This is a genomic window from Vagococcus sp. CY52-2, assembly GCF_022655055.1.
Taxonomy (GTDB): Bacteria; Bacillota; Bacilli; order Lactobacillales; family Vagococcaceae; genus Vagococcus.
Map to the genome: position 1 here is coordinate 1,595,722 of NZ_CP093384.1, position 21,233 is coordinate 1,616,954.

Consider the following 21,233-nt stretch of genomic DNA (forward strand, 5'->3'; position numbering starts at 1 on the left):
TATTCGCCACCTTTGTTATCAACATACATGCTATATTTTAACATAATTGTTCTTAAAAAGTTAGCTTACAAATAAGGTCATTATAGTTGTTTTTTTAGAATGATTTCATTACACTATCAACGAGGTGAAGATTGTGTCTAAAGAACTAGAAATCGAATTTAAAAACATGTTAACTAAAATAGAATTTGAACAACTGATAATGAAATATTTTCCAACAACGCCAGCTTTTTCTCAAACAAATTGTTATTTCGATACACCAAATACACAATTAAAAGAGCTATCAATGGGGTTGCGACTTAGAAAACGTGTTGGAAAAAATGAATGCACCTTAAAAATCCCAACTAAAAATGAACATGCTTATCAAGAGATTACCGATAATTTAACCGAGGAGCAAATCACTCATTTAATAAAAGAAAAGCGGATTTATGCACAAGGAGAAGTGGCTCGTTATTTAGAATCAATTAACGTCCCGATAAATGAATTAAATATGATTGGATCATTAACAACTAATAGACGCGAGAAAAAATTAAATAATAATACTCTGCTAGTCGTTGATGAGAACTATTTTGATAAGATGATTGATTTTGAACTTGAAATGGAGGTAACTGTTTCTTCACAAGGAGAACAATTTTTTAATGATTTTTTAATAAAAGAAGAGATAAAAAGGCGTCCTGCTAGCAAAAAAATAGCACGTATGATAGAATATCGAAGTTGATTTTAAAACATTGATATGAAAGACTTTTCCCTTTTATTTTTTGTGAATCTTTGTTACATTATTCGTTAGTAGTAAAACAGTTTTCTTATATAAGGGAGGGGCATAATGGTAGAGATATATTTATTTGTTAATCCGTTAGATGAACTTTGTCTTTTGTCTGAGCAACGCTTTTTAGAAGCCATCGAACACGAAGAGACTAAAGTCTATTTGAAATTAATTCCTATATTAAATCCTTTAATTATCCACCATTACTTGATTGATAATAACTACCCTACAAACGATTTAGTTTTTAGAAATCACTTAATTGAAACAGTTTATTCTGCTTGTTTAGACGTTAAAGCAGCACAACTTCAAGGAAAAAAGATGGGACGAAAGTTCTTATTTCATTTACAAAATTTAGTAGGAAAAGAAAAAATGGCTTATTCAGATGAATTAGTTGATATGATTTTAACTAAGATCAATGCTGATAAAGAGACGTTTAAATTAGATAGACAATCTAAACTAATTAAAGAATTTTTTAAAATAGATCAACAAATAGCAAATGAGATGGGTATCAATCGATTCGCCAAAGCTGTCATTTTTAATTATGACTCAACTCGAAATTTTGGTGTGTTAATTGATGCTTTTTCTTCAACCGATTTAATCAAACAATTATTAAAAGTCGAACACACACAAACAAATTACGCAAAATTATTAGAACACTAAAAAGGAATGCCCTATATGCTAGAGCATTCCTTTTATGTTATTCAAATGACTCAATTAATGTTTCTAATTCATTAAGACGCGCTTCAAATACTTTCATCGTTTCTTCAATATAAGCTGATTGTGTCATATCAACACCAGCGCGTTTCATGACATCAATAGGGTAGTCACTATTTCCTGATTTCAAGAAAGTTAAGTAATTTTCCAAAGCCCCATCTTCTTTACGAATGATTTTATCTGCTAAAGCAGTTGCAGCAGAAAAACCTGTTGCGTATTGATACACATAATAATTATAGTAGAAATGAGGAATACGACTCCATTCATACGCGATTTCTGGATCGCGCTCTACCGAATCACCATAGTATTTCGCATTTAAATCAGCATAGTACTCACTTAAATAATCACTTGTTAATGGTGTTCCCTTCGCATCTTCTGTGTGAATAAAATGTTCAAATTCAGCAAATTGCGTTTGTCTAAAGATTGTGCCTTTTACACCATCCAAGTAATGATTTAAAATAAAGGCCTTAACTTTCGGATCTTTTTCTGTTTTTAACAAATAATCTGTTAGTAAGTTTTCATTAGTTGTTGAGGCAATTTCTGCTAAAAAGATGGAATAATCGCCATACACATAAGGCTGATTTTTTCTTGTATAGTAACTATGAACACTATGTCCCATTTCATGAACTAGCGTAAATAAATGATTTAAACTTTCATGCCAATTTAATAAGATATAAGGTTTTGTGTCATAACTTCCTGAAGAATATGCCCCACTGCGTTTACCTTTGTTTTCAACCACATCAATCCAACGGTCACCATACGCTTCTTGAACGATTTCTAAGTATTCTTCACCTAATGGAGACAACCCTTCAAGTGATTTTAATTTTGCCTCGTCATAAGTGTAACGAATTGGTGCATCACCTAATATTGGTGTATACATATCATACATATGCAACTCACTAACATTTAATAATTTTTTGCGCAATGCAACATAACGATGTAATAATGGTAAATTTTTATGTACCACATCTAACAATGTATCATAGACTGATTCTGGAATATGATTAGCACTTAAAGAAGCTTCTCTAGCAGATTCATAATTTCTAATCTGTGCGTTAAAATTATGTTTTTTCACGTGGGAAGATAACGTGCTTGCAAACGTGTTTCTAAATTGTTTATATACTTTGTACAATCCTTCAAATGCTTCTTTACGAACTTCGCGATTAGTACTTTCCATTAATTGACCATACATTCCTGAAGATAATTGAACTTTTTCACCTTCTTCATCTGTTACAATTGGAAATTCTAAATCAGCATTATTTAGTATAGAAAAAGTATGACTTGATGCTGAGAATATCTCACTTGCCCCAGCTAGTAACGCTTCTTCTTTTTCAGATAAGGTGTGTGCTCTATCTGCCGTAATTTGATTAATAAAATGACGATAGATTTCTAAACCAGATTCTTCTTTAAAATATGCCTCTATTGTCTCATCTGATAATGTTAAAACTTCTGGACCAAACCATGAAACAGCCTCCCCTGCTTTAGCTGCAATCGTGCTAGCTTTTGCATACACGCCTTGGTAAGTCGCATTGCCTGTATCTTGATCATTTTTTAAATGTGAGTACACATAAATTTTTTCTGTCGTACGATGAATAGATAATACATATTCAATCGCTGATAGAAAAGCCTTTGCACCATTTTTTAATGTTCCTTGATACTCGCTTGCTTTTTCTAAATCTGATGTTAATGACTCTAATGCATCGTTAAAGGCATCATCTGATGCAAAAATAGGTGTTAAGTCCCATGTTAAGTCCTCTGGTAGTTCCGAACGATTTGGTAATTGTTTTGTTTCACTCATCTTTAAATAACCCCTTTCTCATTATCACTTAATAATCATATCATATTTTAACGGAAGAGTTAGTCTTTCACTTCTTTTTTTTAAAAATTTTTTCCATTGAGCGTTATTCAATACCTCCTCTTCTTTAACATGAAATACATTTTGAGATATTTCTTCAATGACTGTTAGTTCTTTTAAAAAGTGGAGATATAGAGATAAACAATAATCTATGACTTGATATTTTTCTAAATTAGCGTAATCATCCAACATTTCGTCTGGTATCTCACTTATAATCCTTTCTTTTAATTCAACATAAGACCTCTTTTTTTGATGCTTTAATTCATTAAATATAATCAAACGAACTACTAGCTCTGTCTCTTTAAAGAAAGGATGATATAAACTCGGTAAATACACCACTTCTGGTAAATACAATAAATGATACGATTGTTGATATAAATACTCTTGTAACACTCTTAATGACTTATCTGATTGCAACAAACGCCTGGATAGTCTATCTTTTCTTCGACTCACCTCTTTTAATGGACTTAAAACACTATAACTAGCGATCACACACTGTTTCAATAACAACTCTTTTAAGCTATAATCCTGTAGCGAATAGCTTTTCCTTCGAACAATCATATCTTTACCATTATGGGCTAAATAATGTGTCATAACTAACATCTCTTTATCAATCAACAAACAAAAATCAACATATCCTCTGTCATTATCAAAATAAATAAAATGTTTTTTCAATTCTGTCAAACTGGTCAACTGTCCTAACTTCTGGCCTAAAATCCAGAAAACTTGGTAACCATTTTGTTTATAATGTGTTGTTCTTTCTTTTAACCGTTCAATACTTAATGAACTACATTGAAATTCAATTGCCAGAGTTTTATCAATCAATACATCTGCTCGTTGGTTAATTTCTGGTAAATAGGCCTCAAGTTGGCACTCTGAACCAAATATCTCACAATTTTTAGCAATAAGTAGTTTTCCTGCTACATGCTCAAAAGACTCATTTTCAGTAGCTGTCTGACAAACAGTTGTTTTTTTATGTGCAAAATGTGGGTACTTAATCTCACCTTTTTTTAAAATGACTTCACCATGACAACATGGACAATAATACGTTTCTCTTTTAGTAGCATGTTGACTCATAATCATCTCTTCTTTTTTATTGATTGCAACAAGCATATTTTCACCTCTTTTAAACTACATTCGCAAATAGCAGAAAAAAGCTTGAAATATAAAAAGGTTTGTTTGATACTTAGTAAAGAATCAAACTGGAGGGATAATGCGTTGGATACTCACTTATTAAAACAAAAAATAATTGAAGCAAGTAAAGAAATTGGCATTGATAAGATTGGGTTTACTACTGCTGAACCATTTGATCATTTAAAAGATAGTCTCATCGAACAAAAAGAAAACCATCATACAACAGGCTTTGAACATGGAAACATTGATGAGCGCCTTTTTCCAGAATTAATTTTTGATCAACCGCAATCTATTATTTCAATTGCCCTAGCATACCCAACACGAATGAATAACCGCTTAAAATCTGTCCGAGGTGAAAAACGTGGAAAATTTGCTCGAGCATCTTGGGGGATTGATTACCACGATATTTTAAAAGACAGACTGAATAAACTAATCGACTTTATCAAAGAAGAAGCATCTCAAAACTTAAACGTAACATTTAAACCAATGGTCGATACTGGTGAATTAATAGACGTTGTTGTGGCACAAAGAGCAGGACTTGGTTTTATTGGAAAAAACGGATTATTAATCACAGAAGAGTTTGGGTCCTATGTTTATTTAGGTGAAATTATTACAAATATTCCATTTGAACCAGACATGCCAATTGAAAATCAATGTGGCGATTGTACTAAGTGTATCGATCAATGTCCCACTTCTGCTTTACTAGGAGATGGTAGGATGAATGCTCAAAAATGTTTATCCTATCAAACACAAACAAAAGGATTCATGCCTGAAGAATACCGACCAAAAATCCGGTCAATTATTTATGGATGTGATATTTGCCAAGAAGTCTGTCCTTTTAATAAAGGGAAAAACTTTCATTTTCATAAAGAAATGGAACCAGACCCTGAAATCGTGACGCCTTTACTAAAACCGATATTAACAATCTCCAATCGTGAATTTAAAGAACGCTTTGGTTACCTTGCCGGATCTTGGCGGGGGAAAAAACCAATCCAACGAAATGCCATTATTGCATTAGCAAATGTGAGAGATAAAACAAGTATTCCTAATCTATTAAGCTGTATAGAAAATGACCCTCGTCCTGTTATAAGAGGAACAGCTGCCTGGTCACTCAGTGTAATTGACCCAAACAATCGGGCTATCCTTGACTTTTTAATCGAATACTTTAACAAAGAAACTGACGATGAAGCAAAAGAAGAAATGAGAAAAGCAATCGACAGAATGAGAATTTTAAAAAAAAATAAGATAATAGATGATTTTTAGTAAGAATAGGCTAATAAAAAAGTAATAATTTAATAAACATATTAAAAGAACTGAGTAAATTTACTAACATTTTACTCAGTTCTTTTAATCTATTATCAGAATATTTGATACTATAACTATGGGGTATAACAATGTATTTTAATTTAAGGAGGATTTTTTATGACAAAAGCAACAAAAAAAGTAACCCTGTTCGGTTTAATCTTAATGATTTTTACCTCGGTATTCGGGTTTGGTAATGCTCCAGTCGCCTTTTATCGTATGGGATACGGTGCAATCATTTGGTATATTTTAGCTGCACTCTTTTTCTTTATACCATATGCACTTATGATGGCTGAATATGGGTCTACTTTCAAACATGAAAGTGGTGGGATGTACACTTGGATGGAAAAATCTGTTGGACCAAAATATGCGTTCATTGGGACATTTATGTGGTACACCTCTTATATCATTTGGATGGTTAATGTATCAACTAAGGTATTCATTACGCTATCAACCACTTACTCAGGTTCAGATCACACCAATTATTGGAGTTTATTTGGTCTTGATTCGACTCAAACAATTGGATTACTTGCTATTTTATTTATTATTATTGTCACCTTTTTCGCAGCAAGAGGATTAGATAAAATCACTAAAATCACATCTGTTGGTGGGATTGCTGTAACATTTTTAAATGTTGTATTAATCGTTGTCAGCTTAATTATTTTAGTTTTTAACAAAGGACAAGTCGCTCAACCAATCGAAGGCATGAAAAGTTTTATTGATTCACCTAATCCAGGATTTAATTCTCCACTGGCCATTATTTCATTTTTAGTATTTGCTATTTTTGCTTATGGAGGATTGGAAGCTGTCGGTGGTTTAGTTGATAAAACAGAAAACGCTGAAAAAAACTTTCCTAAAGGAGTTATTCTTTCAGCTATCATCATCTCTATTGGGTATGCATTAACCATTCTTTTATGGGGTGTGTCAACAAACTGGGATTCTGTTTTAAGTGGTAATAATGTCAATCTTGGTAATATCACTTATGTCTTAATGAATAATCTAGGATTTGAATTAGGTCGAGCAATTAATTTATCAACAGATACTGCTTTAGCCATTGGGCATGCATTTGCTAGATTTACAGGTTTATCCATGTTTCTAGCTTACTTAGGTGCTTTCTTTACTTTAATCTATTCGCCATTAAAAACGATTATCGAAGGAACACCAAAAGGACTTTGGCCTGAAAAAATGGTTAGAGAAAATGACAAAGGCATGCCAGCTTTTGCTATGTGGATTCAATGTGTGATTGTTGTTGTCATCTTAGCACTTGTATCATTTGGCGGAAAAGATGCTCAATCTTTCTATAATGTTTTAACCTTAATGGTTAATGTTTCTATGACAATTCCTTATCTATTTTTAACAGGAGCATTTCCAGCATTTAAACAAAAAACAGATATTGATCATTCTATTAATATCTTTAAAACAAAAACACAATATATGGTGAGCACAATAGTCGTCATGGCTGTTATTGGGTTTGCTAATATCTTTACCATTATTGAACCATTATTTAGAGAAGGTGGTCCTGTTTGGGGAGATACGCTATGGCAAATTGCCGGACCCGTATTATTTTCATTAATTGCCCTACTTTTATTCAATCGCTACGAGAAACGTAAAAAAGACTAAATACCAAAACCAAAGTACGCTTATATGCACTTTGGTTTTTTTTATGATTCAACTATGTTATACCAAATATACTAAAAATATAACACTTTATCTTTTGATATTGTTATTTATAAACAGCTATGTTAGGTTTTGTAAGGGGATACATAAATGTCGCCAAAAATCGAAAGGAGAAGTATATCAAATAAAGGTGATATACAACAGATTATGAAAAAAGTTAAATTAGCAACAATCACATTATTAGGGATTGTCGGGTTAGTTGGTTGTACAACTAAAACAAATGAAGACTCTTCTAAGAAAAAAGAGTCAGAACAAAAAGAATTAACCATTTTAGGAACATCTGATATTCACGGTCGGTATATGGCCTGGGATTATACAACAGATGTCGAAAATAAAATCGGTAGTTTTTCTCAAATTGGAACTATCGTAAAAGAAGTTAGAGATAACAATAAGAATACTCTACTTGTTGATGCCGGGGATTTAATTCAAGACAACTCAGCTGAAATTTTTAAAAACGATGATAATCACCCTGCAACAACTGTACTAAAAGCTCTTAAGTACGATGTTTGGACTATGGGAAATCATGAATTTGATTATGGTTTTGATGTTTTAGACAACATCACTGACCAATTTGATGGAGCTGTCCTAGCAGGTAATGTTAAATTAGATAATGATCAACCTTATTTTGATTCTTACAAAGTTATTGAAAAAGATGGGATTAAAGTTGGTTTTATTGGAATGACCACTCCAATGGTTGCGGAATTTAAAAAAGATACTACAATTTTTGATGGAAAAAAACTAACAGACCCAGTCAAAGAAACGATTAACGTTGTAAAAGAGTTGAAAAGTAAAGTCGATGTTTTAGTTGGTGTAGTACATATGGGATTAGATAATGAAAATGATGTACATAATACTGGTGTTGCGGATATGGCTGAAGCCATTCCTGAATTAGATGTGGTTTTTGCCGGACACATGCATAAATTAGTAGAAGAGGAATACATTAATAATGTCTTAATTGTAGAACCTGATAAGTATGGTCGATTTGTCTCACGCGTTGATTTAACATTAGACAAAACAAAAGATGGCTACAAAGTAAAAAATAAAAAAGGATCAGCGATTGAAGTTGCTAAATATAAGGAAGATAAGGAAATCAATGATTTATTAAAATCATCTCATGAAAAAGCGCGTAAAGTCGCGAATACTGTCGTTGGTCAATTAACTGGAATGGACTTAGTTCCTAAAAACGATATTAAAGGGATTTCAAATGCTCAAATAGAAGAAACACCTTTAGTTAACTTCTTTGGTGAAGTGATGCTTCATTATAGTAAAAATGCTGATGTTGTGGCTTTCCAAATCGATACCGATACACCGTCATTAGATATCGGTGACATTAAGAAAAAAGATATTGCCAGAAACTATCAATTTACTGATGGCGAAGTGACAGTCTTTGATATTACCGGAAAAGACTTAAAAGACTACATGGAATGGGGAGCTGATTACTACAATCAAAGCCAACCAGGAGATGTCACCATTAGTTATAATCCAAAAAGAAGAATCAATAAATACAACACAAACGATCGCTTTTACAATGTAAAATACGACATTGATTTATCCCAACCAGCTGGTAAACGCATTACTAATTTAAGACGACTTGATGACACCCCTATTGATTTAAATGAGCCTTTGAAAATTGGAATGAATCAATATCGAATGAATTTCTTAACTTCAGAAGAAGGGCCTTTAGCTGGTAGAAAATTCAACCAAGTATACTCTACCTTTTCTCCTGATGCTTTTGGTGAAGTTGAAGGTCGTATTCGTGAATTATCTGCTCGATATATCAAAGAAGAAAAAAATGGTGTCTATGAAGGTAAGTTACTGAATAATTGGAAAATCGTTGGTACTGATACTGACTCTAAAGCTCATCAAGACGTTGCTGAATTGATTAATGATGATATTATTGAGATTCCAAGTATGGAAGACGGAAAAGTAACCAATATAAAATCAATTAATGTGGATGAAGTTGCCAACGACGATGATATAACAAAACTAAGTAAAAAAGCTAACATTGATAAAACAAAATTAAAAAATGTTAAAACAACTGGAGATTTATATTCCCAAATAAACCAAATTCGAAAAAAATAGTCACTAAAAAGAGGCTGGCCCAAAAGTAATTTATTAAATAAAAATCACCAAACTAATAAAACAGAAATCCCATGAAATCAATATTTTAATAAACTGATTTCACGGGATTTTTTCTATTTTAAGACTTCTGGGTCAGCCTCTTTTTTAAAATGACTCTAACTCCACTGAAGCATGTTCCCAAGATTCTAATAGCGTTTCTTGTTTAGCATAGGTTTCTTGTAATTCTTTATCTAAATCTAAGAGTTGTTCATGATCCTCTAAAATCTCTGGTTGCTCCATCTCTTTTTGGATAGATTCTATTTTTTCTTCTGCTTCTTGCAACTCAGCTTCCAATGAATCAACTAATCGCACCAGTTTACGTTGTTCTTTTTGTCGCTCTTTTGATTCTTCGTAACTTAATTTATCTTTAGTTACTTGATTCACTACATTGTCTTGTGTTTCATTCAATAAAGCTTGTCTTTCTTCTTCTTCTGCTTTTTTCTCGAGGTAGTAATCATAATTCCCATGATAATAAGTACTACCATGTTCTGACAACTCTAAAACGCCTGTTGCGATTCGATTAATAAAGTAACGATCGTGAGAAACAAATAATAATGTTCCATCATACTCGATTAACGCATTCTCCAAAACTTCTTTACTGTCAATATCCAAATGGTTAGTCGGCTCATCAAGAATAAGGAAATTATCTTTTTGCATCGCTAATTTTGCTAATGCTACTCTCGCTTTTTCCCCCCCACTTAATAAGTTAATCGTTTTTTTAACGTCTTCTCCAGAAAATAAAAAACTACCTAAAAGTGTTCTGATATCTTTTTCTGGTGTCGTTGGATGCTCACGCCATAATTCTTCCAACACGCTTTGACTTCCACTAAGTTTTCCTTGTTCTTGGTCATAGTAACCAATATCTACTTTATGGCCAATATCAGCTGTTCCTTTAATAAATGGAATATCTCCAATAATACTCTTTAATAATGTTGATTTACCAACTCCATTTGGGCCAACTAAAGCAATGGATTCTTGTTTACGCAAAGCTAGATTAATAGGTTCACTCAAAATAAGATCATCATACCCCACTGCCACATCATCCAGCGTTAGCACTTCTCTACCTGACGTGCGATTGATTTTAAATAGAAAATGAGCTGATTTCTCATCACCTAAAGGCTTCTCTAATTTTTCCATTTTTTCTAATTGTTTACGACGACTTTGTGCTCGTTTTGTTGTTGATGCGCGTACAATGTTTCGTGCCACAAAGTCCTCTAGTTTTGCAATTTTATCCTGCTGTTTTTCGTATTCTTTTTCTTCTTGTTCTAACCTCTCAGCTTTCATTTCTAAAAACTTCGAATAATTACCTTTATAATGACTAATTTTTCTTCGACTAATATCATATACTTCATTCACAATCTTATCTAAGAAATAACGGTCATGGGATACCATCAAAATAGCCCCACGATAGCCGTGTAAATACCCTTCTAACCAATTTAATGTATCAATATCTAAATGGTTAGTCGGCTCATCTAAAATGAGTAGATTAGGTTTTTCCAATAACAAACGAGCCAATGCTAAACGAGTTTTTTGACCACCTGATAGATTTTGAATTGGGACATCAAAATAGCTTTCATCAAAACGAAATCCATGTAAAACAGATTTTATTTCAGACTCATAACCATACCCATTCATTTCATTAAACTCATGTTGTAATTTATCGTAATCTTTTAGTACTTGTTGATATTTTTCTTCATCATCATGGATATTTGGATCGGCGATGTCTTTTTCTAATTGTCGTAAGTTTTTTTCCATCTCTTGAACATAGTCAAAGACACTAAGCATCTCTTCCCAAATCGTTTTATCTGATTCTAAACCAGTATGTTGGTCTAAATAACCCATTGTTAAATCTCTTGTTTTCGTAACTAAACCTGTATCTGGCTCTTCAATGCCAGCTAATATTTTTAATAATGTCGATTTCCCTGCACCATTACGTCCAACAAGCGCAATTCGACTTTTATCTTGTATATCTAATTGTATATTTTCAAATAATACGTCATCTCCAAATAATCTAGAGACATTGTTAGCTTGTAATAAAATCATGACGTCCTCCATCTTTTAACTTATAAGAACAGTTTATCATAAAACATAAGATATGTTTGGTATATTTATCGTTCAGAATTACTCAAATATAAGCGTAAAAATTGCTTTTATCCCTTAGTAAAGGTATCCTATTAACGTGAACTTTATAACAATGAGGGTATATGAAAAGTGAGGGGAATTATTATGAAAGACACGACTATTCCAAAGGCAACTGCCAAAAGGTTACCTTTGTATTATCGATATTTAAAATTTTTATTTGATTCAGGAAAGAAAAAAGTCTCTTCAACTGAGTTAAGTGAGGCTGTGAAAGTTGACAGTGCTACTATTCGACGTGACTTTTCTTATTTTGGGGAACTAGGTAAACGTGGTTACGGGTATGACGTGGAAAGTTTAATGACTTTTTTTGCTAAAACGTTAAATGAAGATCGTTTAACAAATGTAGCTCTTGTCGGTGTTGGTAATTTAGGACACGCATTATTGAACTACCGTTTCCATCAAAGTGATAGTATTCGTATCAGTGCTGCATTTGATGTTAAACCTGATATTGTTGGTCGCATACTTGATGGCGTTCCTATCTATGATGCTAATGATATGGTCGAACAAATTCGTGCACAACATATTGATGTTGCCATTTTGACTGTCCCACCAGCACATGCACAAGAAAATGCTGACCGTCTAGTTGAAGCCGGAATCAAAGGCATTATGAATTTCACACCAATTCGTATCAACGTTCCAAAGGATGTTCAAATTCAAAATGTTGACCTAACAAATGAAATGCAAACATTAATCTACTTCTTATCTAACTACAAAGAAGACTAAATAAAAAGCTTATCGACCGCTGTCGCTAAGCTTTTTTAATTTAGCCAAAGCACTATCCCATTCATCACCATATGTACCAGAATAGATGTTAAAATACTTCCACTTTTTTTATAAATATATGAAAAAACCATACCCAAACCAAAGTAAATCATCAGATTCCCACTTGTGTGCATCAACATAAAAATCAGCGAACTTACTACAATCCCCACCCAAATCGGTAATTTTTGTCCAATCCAATTGACAAAACTAAACCGAAAAACCAATTCTTCCATGATAGGATTAAATAAAATAGAGACAAGCAAAAATAAATAAGTTGATTGACCTGATATATCTGTGTTGAGATTTAAACTTGGAGAAATCATATTAGTGATAAATAAAAATCCCCATTGGACCATAAAACTTAACAACAGACCTACAACTCCCCACCATGCTATTTTTTTTATAGAAGAAGTTGATTTTGTTAACGTATCTTTTTTTGTCGTTTTAAAATAAATAACTAAAATTAACCATACTATGACACTATAAAGCAACATAGTTTGATTGTTATTTAATGAAAAAAATAAATGACTGTTCAATAAAAATAAATATAGAAAACTTGTATAAATCATATTTCGATTCAATGTCATCTGTGCTTACACCTATCTTTTCTATCGTTGATTTTGATATCTTTTCTTATTGTATCAAAATACTTGCAAAAAAAAACATTTATCTGTATTATAAAAGATGTAATTAGCACTCATTAAACAAGAGTGCTAAAAAATAAAATTATGGAGGGATACACATTGTTAAAACCATTAGGAGATCGTGTTGTTATTAAAGTAAAAGAAGCGGAAGAAAAAACTGCCAGTGGACTAGTTTTAACATCAGCTTCAAAAGAAAAATCTCAAACAGGTGAGGTCATTGCTATTGGTGATGGTCGTACTTTAGAAAATGGGACAAAATTATCCGTATCTGTAAGCGTTGGACAAACTGTCCTATTCGAAAAATATGCCGGTCAAGAAGTCAGTGACTCTGGTGAAGATTACTTAGTACTACACGACAAAGATATAATCGCAATCGTAGAATAAAAATAAAATGATGAGGTGAATAATAAATGGCAAAAGATATTAAATTCTCTGAAGACGCTCGTAGCTCAATGGTACGTGGTGTTGATACATTAGCAAATATTGTAAAAGTAACATTAGGACCTAAAGGACGTAACGTTGTTTTAGATAAATCATTTGGTTCTCCATTAATTACAAACGATGGTGTCACTATCGCTAAAGAAGTCGAACTTGAAGATCGTTTTGAAAACATGGGGGCTCAATTGGTGGCTGAAGTAGCTTCTAAAACAAATGACATCGCAGGTGATGGAACAACGACTGCAACTGTTTTAACTCAAGCAATCGTTCGTGAAGGGCTTAAAAATGTCACTGCGGGTGCTAATCCAATTGGCATTCGTCGTGGGATTGAACTTGCTACTAAAAAAGCTGTTGAAGAATTACATGCTATTTCTAAAAAAATTGACTCTAAAGAATCAATCGCACAAGTAGCTGCTGTTTCTTCTGGTAGTGAAAAAATTGGTGAATTAATCTCTGAAGCAATGGAAAAAGTTGGTAACGACGGCGTTATCACAATCGAAGAATCTAAAGGGATTGAAACTGAATTAGACGTTGTTGAAGGAATGCAATTTGACCGTGGTTATTTATCTCAATACATGGTAACAGACAACGATAAAATGGAAGCTGTTTTAGAAAATCCATACATCTTAATTACAGATAAAAAAATCTCTAATATTCAAGATATTTTACCTTTATTAGAGCAAATTTTACAACAAGGTAAACCATTATTAATCATTGCTGATGATGTTGATGGTGAAGCTTTACCAACATTAGTCTTAAACAAAATCCGTGGTACATTCAATGTGGCTGCTGTTAAAGCTCCTGGCTTTGGTGACCGTCGTAAAGAAATGTTACAAGACATTGCTGCTTTAACTGGCGCAACTGTTATCACTGAAGACTTAGGATTAGATTTAAAAGACACAACAATTGATGCCCTAGGTTCTGCAAGTAAAGTGGTTATCGACAAAGATAACACAACAATTGTTGAAGGAAATGGTGACAAACAAGCAATTGAAAATCGTGTGTCATTAATCCGTTCTCAAATTGCTGAAACAACATCAGATTTTGACCGTGAAAAATTACAAGAACGCTTAGCTAAATTAGCTGGTGGTGTTGCTGTTATTAAAGTTGGTGCTGCAACTGAAACTGAATTAAAAGAATTAAAACTACGTATTGAAGATGCGTTAAACGCAACTCGTGCTGCTGTTGAAGAAGGGATTGTTGCTGGTGGTGGTACGGCATTTGTTAATGTATTACCAAAAGTGGCTGAACTTGATGTAACAGGTGACGAGAAAACTGGTGTGAACATTGTTGTCCGTGCTTTAGAAGAACCAGTTCGTCAAATCGCTGAAAACGCTGGTATGGAGGGCTCAGTTGTTGTTGATAAACTAAAACAAGCTGATGCAGGTGTTGGATACAATGCAAAAGAGGATACTTGGGTTAACATGATTGATGCTGGTATCGTGGATCCAACTAAAGTATCACGTTCAGCTTTACAAAATGCTGCAAGTGTTTCTGCTTTAATCTTAACGACTGAAGGGGTTATTGCTGACAAACCAGAACCAGAATCTGCCGGCATGCCTGGTGGAATGGACCCATCAATGATGGGCGGTATGATGTAAACTCTTTAAAGGAGACATATTGAAATAAAAGGAACCACTTGAGACTTTATGTTTCAAGTGGTTCCTTTTATTTCATCCAAAAATATTTATTCATAACTCTTTTTAAACTTTTTTATATCTTTATATAACATAATATGATAAAACCCTCATATTATGTTAATCTTTCTATTTTTAATACATCATCTTGTAATTCAATTTCAATCAGTTCTTCATAAGGTGTTGGAGATTCCAAACAAAGAACCCCACTACCTTTTATATTTAAATTAAACAATCCTTCGTTTCCCACCATAGCTGATGACATCTTTGAACGCATAATTGCTTTATGTTTTAATCTTGAGTCACAGGCTAAGAATAAACCATCATCAAGTACAATTGAATTGTCCCAGTGTGTTACATCAAATAATAGAATATATTTATACACGTTGGTTCAAGCACTAGTAATCCTTTACCTGTATATTCAGACTTAATCGCAGATTATTTCGTTATAGCACCTCGAACATTGTTACTAAAAAAGTTGCCTACACCTTTTACACCAGTTGTTGCACTGACATCTCCAACTGTCCACTACATAACACTAGCTTGTAAAGTGATATCTGTTTATTCGGCGCCACAAATCACCGCTTTTTTGTCTAAATAATCTTTTATTATTAAGCAAATTTCTCCATCGACCTTCCTCTTACATAAACGCCAACTCTAACAATCTAATTTCTTGTTTCTCACTATCAACTTGTACACGAACCCCATATGGCAATACACATCGTGGCGTCGCATGGCCAAAATTAACATTGTAAACTATTGGCAACTCTTTATTATCAATCACTTTAACTAAAGATTGTTTGTATTCTTCATAAAATACTTCGTCTTGTGGTTTACCAAAAATAACACCATTCACCACATCAAATATACCTTTGTCTTTCAATACTCCCAACATTTTTTCAACTGTTTCTGGCGACTCTTTCACTTCTGACGTTTCAATAAATAAAATCTTTCCTTGCCAATTCGTTAAGTCTGGAAAAATACCGTATCGTTCAACCACTTCTGGTTCATCACTATTTGTAAATGGTGTTAACATATCATACAAACTATCGATACAACCACCTAACAATTCTCCTTCAAATACCGACTTACCTTGTAGCAACTCATAGCCTTTTGTCTCAATATGGCTAATACGTTGTTGCCCTAATGCATTTTTAGAAAAATCCAGCCGTTCATCATACCAAACTTCACTAGGTTTTATTACTTCATATAGCGGACTTTCTGAAAAATAATAACTAAAATACTTTTCAGTATAAGGCAACATACTATCACTAATTTCGCCTAAATCAGGAATAAAAGCCATCCCATAATAAGTGGTTAAACCAAGACAATAAAACATCAAATGATTAATCGTAGAATCAGAAAATCCAGTGAATAATTTTGGTTTAGTTTTGACTAAATTTTTAAATTTTTCATTCTCCATTAGATATGGAAGTGTTCGATAAGTATCATCTCCTCCAATCGCACAAATAATCCCTTTGATAGAGTCATCTTCAAAAGCTTGAATCAAATCCTTGGCCCTTTTTTCTGGATGTCTATCAACAAAATCTATCCCTTTTAAAGCATGTGGCATAAACACAACGTCTAACCCATAATCTTCCAATCTCTTTTTCCCTAAAATAAGGTTATGTTCAACAAATTCTTCTCCCAATAATCCTTTTGATAAGCTGATAATCGCAACTTTATCTCCACGTTTTAATCGTCTTGGTTTAAACATATCTTTCCTCCTAACACTAGTCACTGATTCTACAAATTATACCATAAAAAAATAACTTTGATGTCTCCACCAAAGTTACTGTTTAATCATATTCAACAGACTCTTCTACTTGTTTTGAGTGCAAGAGTACCGTTACTTTACGAGAGATTACTGCTAACCCCTATCCGACCACATCCCCGATAAACGTCATCAAGAAACACATCCTGCTACTGTAAATAATTGATCAAAATGCTAAGTATAGACTATAAACACACATAGTCATTGCAGTAATACCAAAAATCACTATGCCATATAGAAAACCTTCTTTTTTAGTCATTAGTAATCTTTTTCCCTCTTTTTTCAACTTAAAAATCAGCAAAAAAAGGGTAGGAATTATCCTTTCAGATAGTTCCTCCCCTTAATGGAATCTTCACTGCATAAAAATACTGACATATTTTGTAAAAAAATATCAAATATGACTGTTATCATAAGGCCACTCTTATTAAAAATAGTTTAAATATATTAGAAAACCATCTCTTACTTTTTTAAAAACAAAAAAATCTGTTATGATAGAATGGTGAATTATGACTTAGTACGAAAGGAGAGCCATGTATGTCAAAAGATAAAAAAATTGTTGCCCCTTTTTTGAAGCCTATTGCTATTTTCAGTATTGCTTTGGGGATTAGTGCAACAACTGCTGTTGTAGATGGAAGTAACTATAAAACCAAAAAAACAGACACTTCTACAACACAAACTACAACACATACAACTCAAAATCAAACAGACACAACAAAAGAAAGTAACGATTCAGATACAACGAGCAATAGCCCTATTCAACAAACAGATAGCTCAACATCTGAAAATCAAAATAAAACGAGAAATAGTAAAGAAACCAAGCAAAATCAAACACAAGATGAACAATCTTCGGTTGAAAATACCACTCCTTCTTCTGATGTTCAGGAGTCAATGAACAATCAAAATGATATGGAAAAAACAGAAGAAACCGTAACACCAGATGTTCAAACAAAACAAGTTTCTCCTAAAACAAATGAAAATAAAACAGTCACTGGGGGAAATAATTAGATGGATGCAATACTAACCTTGATTTTAAGCAATATTACTAAATTTTTAAATTATTTAAATATTAATCCAAGACTACAAAATAAAATATTAACCGTTGTGAGTGTCTTTCCAACACTTTATATTTTACGAATTGTTAAAGGATATTTTCAAAATGGAAATTACTTAAGAATGAGTTTATATTTACTAATATTTATTGTATTAGCTTATTTTATAGTTTTAAACTTTATCTATTATTTTAAAAATCAAAAAGTTAAATGGGACGTCACTAACTTGATAGAAAATATCGTCCCCGAAGATGCAACGTTTGATGAGACTGTCCAAACCTCATCAACAACTCCTAAAATACAAGGTAAATTGCTTACTTTAACATTAATAGATAATAGTGATCAAGTCATTGATACTGTTATTCATAATCTACTTGATAAAAATTACATTCAAGCAAAAAAATTAAATGACTATGCTTACGAGCTAGAAGATTATACATTGATTCCATTTTATAAAATATCAAAAGGGGAATTATTTATTGGTAGTAGCTATAAAGACTTAACCAAAGTTGCCACCATTAAAATTAATGATGAGGCTGATTCTTTAATCCCACTTGGTGTTTTTGTTAATGGTGGTTCTTATGAAAAAGATGGTATTATTTACAAAGAACCTTATACTTTGGAATTACGGGTTAAAGACAATGATGAACATATCATCCCTCAATCTAGTCAGAATAAGTCTTCTAAAGAGGTATCACATATGAGTCGACGCAAAAAAAGTCAGAAGAAATAATTCAATTCTTCTGACTTTTTTATTAATCCATGTCTACATTGTGGAAGATTTGTTGAACATCTTCTAATTCATCTAACGCATCAATCATCTTTTCAAATTGAGCTAAATCTTCTTCTGATAATTCTACTTCATTTTGAGCAAGCATTTGGATTTCAGCTACTGAAAATTCTGTAATTCCTTTTTCTTTTAATGCTTCTTGAATCGCGTGGAAATCACTTGATTCACCGTAAACGATGATTTGGTCTTCTTCTTCGAACACATCTTTGACTTCAATATCTTTTTCTAATAGATACTCAAAAATTTCATCCACGTCTTCGCCTTTAAAACCAAAAATCGCTGTGTTGTCAAACATGTATGCTACAGCACCTGATACACCCATGTTCCCACCATTTTTACCAAATGCTGCTCGAACGTCTGCTGCTGTACGGTTGACATTATTTGTTAACGTATCAACAATCACCATCGAACCATTTGGCCCAAATCCTTCATAACGTAATTCAGAATAATTTTCATCTCCTGAACCTTTTGCTTTTTCTATAGCACGATCAATAATATGTTTTGGTACATTGTATGTTTTTGCGCGATCAATAACGAAACGAAGTTTTTGATTAGAGTGCGGATCTGGATCACCTGATTTTGCTGCTGCATAAATTTCAATTCCAAATTTGGCATAAACTTTACTGTTGTTTGCATCTTTAGCTGTTTTCTTAGCTACGATATTAGCCCATTTACGTCCCAATAGTCTCACTTCTCTTTCTTAATAAATTGTTTCAGTTGTAACGCAAAAACGTCCTGTTTTATTATACTTGCTTATTAGCATTTCGCAAAGTATTTTTTTCAATCTTAAACATAAAACACCGATTATCAACACGTTTTTTAACTTTTTTCCTCTAATACCTTTTATTTCCCAATAATATGAGCTATTCTTAGGTAGTAATAACTGTTCCATACAGATAGAAAGAGGTATATATTTTATGAAACATTTTAATACAATTGATTTTCCATCCATTCATATTCGATTACTTGATGGAAATAATGAAGCAGATTTGGTTATCTTTAAAGAATTTTTATTAAGAACCAAAGACTACTTTACTGATTATGTAACTGCTGTTCCAACGGATGAACAAGTAAAAGAATTCTTCACTTCGTTACCTCCCAAAGTATTACCTTCTCAAAAATACATGTATGGTATCTTTGATCGTGATAGATTAATGGGATTCATTGACTGGGTAGAAGATTATCCTCAAAAAGAAACTGGCATACTTGGTTACTTTATATTAGAAGAAGAATACAGAGGAACAAAACTCGCTCAAGAACTGTATAATGCCTTAGAAAAAACAGTATCTGATACAGGAACTAAAATCATGCATTTAACGTTTATAGAAGATGATAAACGTGCTTCTCGTTTCTGGGAAAAACAAGGTTATAAAGCTATCTCTACACATAATGGTGACTATGGCAAACAATTAGTCGTTGAAAAAATACTCGGATAATACAGAAGCGTAAAAATAAGATTAACTTATTTTTACGCTTTTTTACTTATGATATTTTATATTCACTAACAATTGTTTTGATTTCTTCAAATATTTCTTCCACTTCATCCATATCCTTAGCATTTGCTCCACTAGCCAATGGGTGACCACCACCATGATGTCGTTTTGCAACACCATTAATCACAGGACCTTTACTTCTCAAGCGAACTCTAAAAAATCCTTCAGGCTGCTCAACAAAAATTGCCCACGATAAAATCCCACGAATCTTTCCTGGTAAAGGAATAATAGCTGGTGTTTCCGAATCAACTACATCAAACTCTTTCAATGCATCCTGTGTTAATAACACCATCGCTGCACCATTTTCATCCGAAACCATATTTTCGTAGATGTATCCTGACAAACGCGAAATTTTTTCATCTACTTCGTCCATATATCGACTTAATCTTGCCGCATCGAAGTCGTATGTTAGCAATTGACTAGCTACCCATAATGTGTGAGACGTTGTTCCAGGATATAAAAATCGTCCAGTATCTCCAATAATACCGGCATAAAGTAATCTCGCAGCATTATCTGTCATAACAAGATGTTCTTTGTTTTCTTCATAAAAATCATAAATCAATTCACTTGTACTACTTGCTTGTGTATTTACCCATGATAAATCACCATAAGGCTCATCATCCGGATGATGATCTATTTTAATTAATTTTTTTCCTAAGTAATACTGCTCTCCACTTATTCGTGGAGCATTCGCAGTATCTGTCACAATAACTAAAGCATCTTGATACATCTCATCACTCACGTCATCCATCGTGACAAGGTAGTCTAAATCATTCACAGGGCCACCAACTAAATAAATGGATTTCTTAGGAAAACTTGCTTTTAATATTTCTCCTAAACCACCTTGTGAGCCTAGTGCATCTGGGTCTGGGCTTTGGTGGCGATGAATCATGATGGTATCATAATGTTTTATTTCTTTTAAAATTTCTTGACTAATAGTCATA

Annotated in this window: 19 protein-coding genes; 11 read left to right on the forward strand and 8 right to left on the reverse strand. The window is 32.8% G+C overall.

The genetic code is table 11. The features are described from left to right. Positions 1 to 133: 133 nt before the first annotated feature. Both MN187_RS07685 and MN187_RS07690 read left to right on the forward strand, forming a co-directional pair. Entirely contained in the window at positions 134 to 715 is a 582-nt protein-coding gene (locus tag MN187_RS07685; protein WP_117973247.1) for a CYTH domain-containing protein, read from the forward strand. Positions 716 to 820: 105 nt separating this feature from the next. Next, the gene (locus MN187_RS07690) at positions 821 to 1,420 is read left to right on the forward strand and encodes a DsbA family protein (protein ID WP_117973248.1); all 600 of its coding nucleotides are present in this window, start codon (positions 821 to 823) and stop codon (positions 1,418 to 1,420) included. A gap of 37 nt (positions 1,421 to 1,457) precedes the next feature. Here MN187_RS07690 and pepF read toward each other — a convergent pair whose 3' ends face one another. Together pepF and MN187_RS07700 are read right to left on the reverse strand one after the other, a co-directional pair. After that, the gene (gene pepF, locus MN187_RS07695; protein WP_241699425.1) at positions 1,458 to 3,272 is read right to left on the reverse strand and encodes an oligoendopeptidase F; all 1,815 of its coding nucleotides are present in this window, start codon (positions 3,270 to 3,272) and stop codon (positions 1,458 to 1,460) included. 24 nt (positions 3,273 to 3,296) lie between these two features. Continuing rightward, positions 3,297 to 4,442, reverse strand: a complete 1,146-nt coding sequence (locus tag MN187_RS07700) for a competence protein CoiA (protein ID WP_242093745.1) — start codon at positions 4,440 to 4,442, stop codon at positions 3,297 to 3,299. A 105-nt stretch (positions 4,443 to 4,547) separates the two neighbouring features. Here MN187_RS07700 and queG point away from each other — a divergent pair, with 105 nt between their 5' ends. The 3 genes from queG (at position 4,548) to MN187_RS07715 (ending at position 9,524) form a co-directional block, all read left to right on the forward strand. Continuing rightward, a complete protein-coding gene (gene queG / locus MN187_RS07705) occupies positions 4,548 to 5,726 on the forward strand; it encodes a tRNA epoxyqueuosine(34) reductase QueG (protein ID WP_241699427.1) in 1,179 nt (392 codons plus the stop codon). Between the two features lie 159 nt (positions 5,727 to 5,885). Then, positions 5,886 to 7,385 (forward strand): glutamate/gamma-aminobutyrate family transporter YjeM, encoded by a 1,500-nt coding sequence (gene yjeM, locus MN187_RS07710; RefSeq protein WP_242093747.1) that lies wholly within the window; start codon positions 5,886 to 5,888, stop codon positions 7,383 to 7,385. Between the two features lie 147 nt (positions 7,386 to 7,532). Further along, the gene (locus MN187_RS07715; RefSeq protein WP_233519185.1) at positions 7,533 to 9,524 is read left to right on the forward strand and encodes a bifunctional metallophosphatase/5'-nucleotidase; all 1,992 of its coding nucleotides are present in this window, start codon (positions 7,533 to 7,535) and stop codon (positions 9,522 to 9,524) included. Between the two features lie 144 nt (positions 9,525 to 9,668). Here MN187_RS07715 and MN187_RS07720 read toward each other — a convergent pair whose 3' ends face one another. Next, positions 9,669 to 11,606 carry an ABC transporter ATP-binding protein gene (locus tag MN187_RS07720; protein WP_242093749.1) on the reverse strand — a complete coding sequence of 646 codons (1,938 nt, stop codon included), beginning with the start codon at positions 11,604 to 11,606 and terminating at the stop codon, positions 9,669 to 9,671. Positions 11,607 to 11,789: 183 nt separating this feature from the next. On the opposite strand from MN187_RS07720, the gene MN187_RS07725 reads away from it, so the two are divergent. After that, a complete protein-coding gene (locus MN187_RS07725; RefSeq protein WP_071457448.1) occupies positions 11,790 to 12,425 on the forward strand; it encodes a redox-sensing transcriptional repressor Rex in 636 nt (211 codons plus the stop codon). Between the two features lie 35 nt (positions 12,426 to 12,460). On the opposite strand, the gene MN187_RS07730 is transcribed toward MN187_RS07725, so the two are convergent. Next, positions 12,461 to 13,051, reverse strand: a complete 591-nt coding sequence (locus MN187_RS07730; RefSeq protein ID WP_117973254.1) for a CPBP family intramembrane glutamic endopeptidase — start codon at positions 13,049 to 13,051, stop codon at positions 12,461 to 12,463. A gap of 156 nt (positions 13,052 to 13,207) precedes the next feature. Between MN187_RS07730 and groES the strand changes: the two genes are divergently transcribed. Both groES and groL read left to right on the forward strand, forming a co-directional pair. Further along, positions 13,208 to 13,492 carry a co-chaperone GroES gene (groES, locus tag MN187_RS07735; protein ID WP_117973255.1) on the forward strand — a complete coding sequence of 95 codons (285 nt, stop codon included), beginning with the start codon at positions 13,208 to 13,210 and terminating at the stop codon, positions 13,490 to 13,492. Between the two features lie 26 nt (positions 13,493 to 13,518). Further along, positions 13,519 to 15,147 (forward strand): chaperonin GroEL, encoded by a 1,629-nt coding sequence (gene groL, locus MN187_RS07740; protein WP_241699430.1) that lies wholly within the window; start codon positions 13,519 to 13,521, stop codon positions 15,145 to 15,147. Positions 15,148 to 15,298: 151 nt separating this feature from the next. Here the strand turns inward: groL and MN187_RS07745 are convergent, their stop codons facing one another. Both MN187_RS07745 and MN187_RS07750 read right to left on the reverse strand, forming a co-directional pair. Further along, entirely contained in the window at positions 15,299 to 15,568 is a 270-nt protein-coding gene (locus tag MN187_RS07745) for an AIM24 family protein (RefSeq protein ID WP_241699431.1), read from the reverse strand. A gap of 255 nt (positions 15,569 to 15,823) precedes the next feature. Further along, positions 15,824 to 16,900, reverse strand: a complete 1,077-nt coding sequence (locus MN187_RS07750; RefSeq protein ID WP_117973257.1) for a S66 family peptidase — start codon at positions 16,898 to 16,900, stop codon at positions 15,824 to 15,826. 591 nt (positions 16,901 to 17,491) lie between these two features. Here MN187_RS07750 and MN187_RS07755 point away from each other — a divergent pair. Together MN187_RS07755 and MN187_RS07760 are read left to right on the forward strand one after the other, a co-directional pair. Then, positions 17,492 to 17,962: a hypothetical protein gene (locus MN187_RS07755; RefSeq protein WP_241699432.1), complete on the forward strand. Its 471-nt coding sequence runs from the start codon at positions 17,492 to 17,494 to the stop codon at positions 17,960 to 17,962. Then, positions 17,963 to 18,739 (forward strand): DUF6681 family protein, encoded by a 777-nt coding sequence (locus tag MN187_RS07760; RefSeq protein WP_117973259.1) that lies wholly within the window; start codon positions 17,963 to 17,965, stop codon positions 18,737 to 18,739. A 22-nt stretch (positions 18,740 to 18,761) separates the two neighbouring features. Here the strand turns inward: MN187_RS07760 and MN187_RS07765 are convergent, their stop codons facing one another. Continuing rightward, a complete protein-coding gene (locus MN187_RS07765) occupies positions 18,762 to 19,478 on the reverse strand; it encodes a YebC/PmpR family DNA-binding transcriptional regulator (protein ID WP_117973260.1) in 717 nt (238 codons plus the stop codon). 235 nt (positions 19,479 to 19,713) lie between these two features. Between MN187_RS07765 and MN187_RS07770 the strand changes: the two genes are divergently transcribed. Continuing rightward, positions 19,714 to 20,232 (forward strand): GNAT family N-acetyltransferase, encoded by a 519-nt coding sequence (locus tag MN187_RS07770; RefSeq protein ID WP_117973261.1) that lies wholly within the window; start codon positions 19,714 to 19,716, stop codon positions 20,230 to 20,232. Between the two features lie 46 nt (positions 20,233 to 20,278). Here the strand turns inward: MN187_RS07770 and MN187_RS07775 are convergent, their stop codons facing one another. After that, positions 20,279 to 21,232, reverse strand: coding sequence for a DHH family phosphoesterase (locus MN187_RS07775; RefSeq protein ID WP_117973262.1), 954 nt, complete (start codon positions 21,230 to 21,232; stop codon positions 20,279 to 20,281). Between the last annotated feature and the right edge of the window lies 1 nt (position 21,233).

Coding starts and splice junctions, on each gene's coding strand:
- MN187_RS07775 (WP_117973262.1), bottom strand. CDS start 21,232: ATGACTATTAGTCAAGAAATTTTAAAAGAAATAAAACATTATGATACC.
- MN187_RS07700 (WP_242093745.1), bottom strand. CDS start 4,442: ATGCTTGTTGCAATCAATAAAAAAGAAGAGATGATTATGAGTCAACAT.
- MN187_RS07750 (WP_117973257.1), bottom strand. CDS start 16,900: ATGTTTAAACCAAGACGATTAAAACGTGGAGATAAAGTTGCGATTATC.
- MN187_RS07725 (WP_071457448.1), top strand. CDS start 11,790: ATGAAAGACACGACTATTCCAAAGGCAACTGCCAAAAGGTTACCTTTG.
- MN187_RS07720 (WP_242093749.1), bottom strand. CDS start 11,606: ATGATTTTATTACAAGCTAACAATGTCTCTAGATTATTTGGAGATGAC.
- MN187_RS07715 (WP_233519185.1), top strand. CDS start 7,533: ATGTCGCCAAAAATCGAAAGGAGAAGTATATCAAATAAAGGTGATATA.
- MN187_RS07730 (WP_117973254.1), bottom strand. CDS start 13,051: ATGACATTGAATCGAAATATGATTTATACAAGTTTTCTATATTTATTT.
- MN187_RS07690 (WP_117973248.1), top strand. CDS start 821: ATGGTAGAGATATATTTATTTGTTAATCCGTTAGATGAACTTTGTCTT.
- yjeM (WP_242093747.1), top strand. CDS start 5,886: ATGACAAAAGCAACAAAAAAAGTAACCCTGTTCGGTTTAATCTTAATG.
- groL (WP_241699430.1), top strand. CDS start 13,519: ATGGCAAAAGATATTAAATTCTCTGAAGACGCTCGTAGCTCAATGGTA.
- pepF (WP_241699425.1), bottom strand. CDS start 3,272: ATGAGTGAAACAAAACAATTACCAAATCGTTCGGAACTACCAGAGGAC.
- MN187_RS07755 (WP_241699432.1), top strand. CDS start 17,492: ATGTCAAAAGATAAAAAAATTGTTGCCCCTTTTTTGAAGCCTATTGCT.
- MN187_RS07770 (WP_117973261.1), top strand. CDS start 19,714: ATGAAACATTTTAATACAATTGATTTTCCATCCATTCATATTCGATTA.
- MN187_RS07760 (WP_117973259.1), top strand. CDS start 17,963: ATGGATGCAATACTAACCTTGATTTTAAGCAATATTACTAAATTTTTA.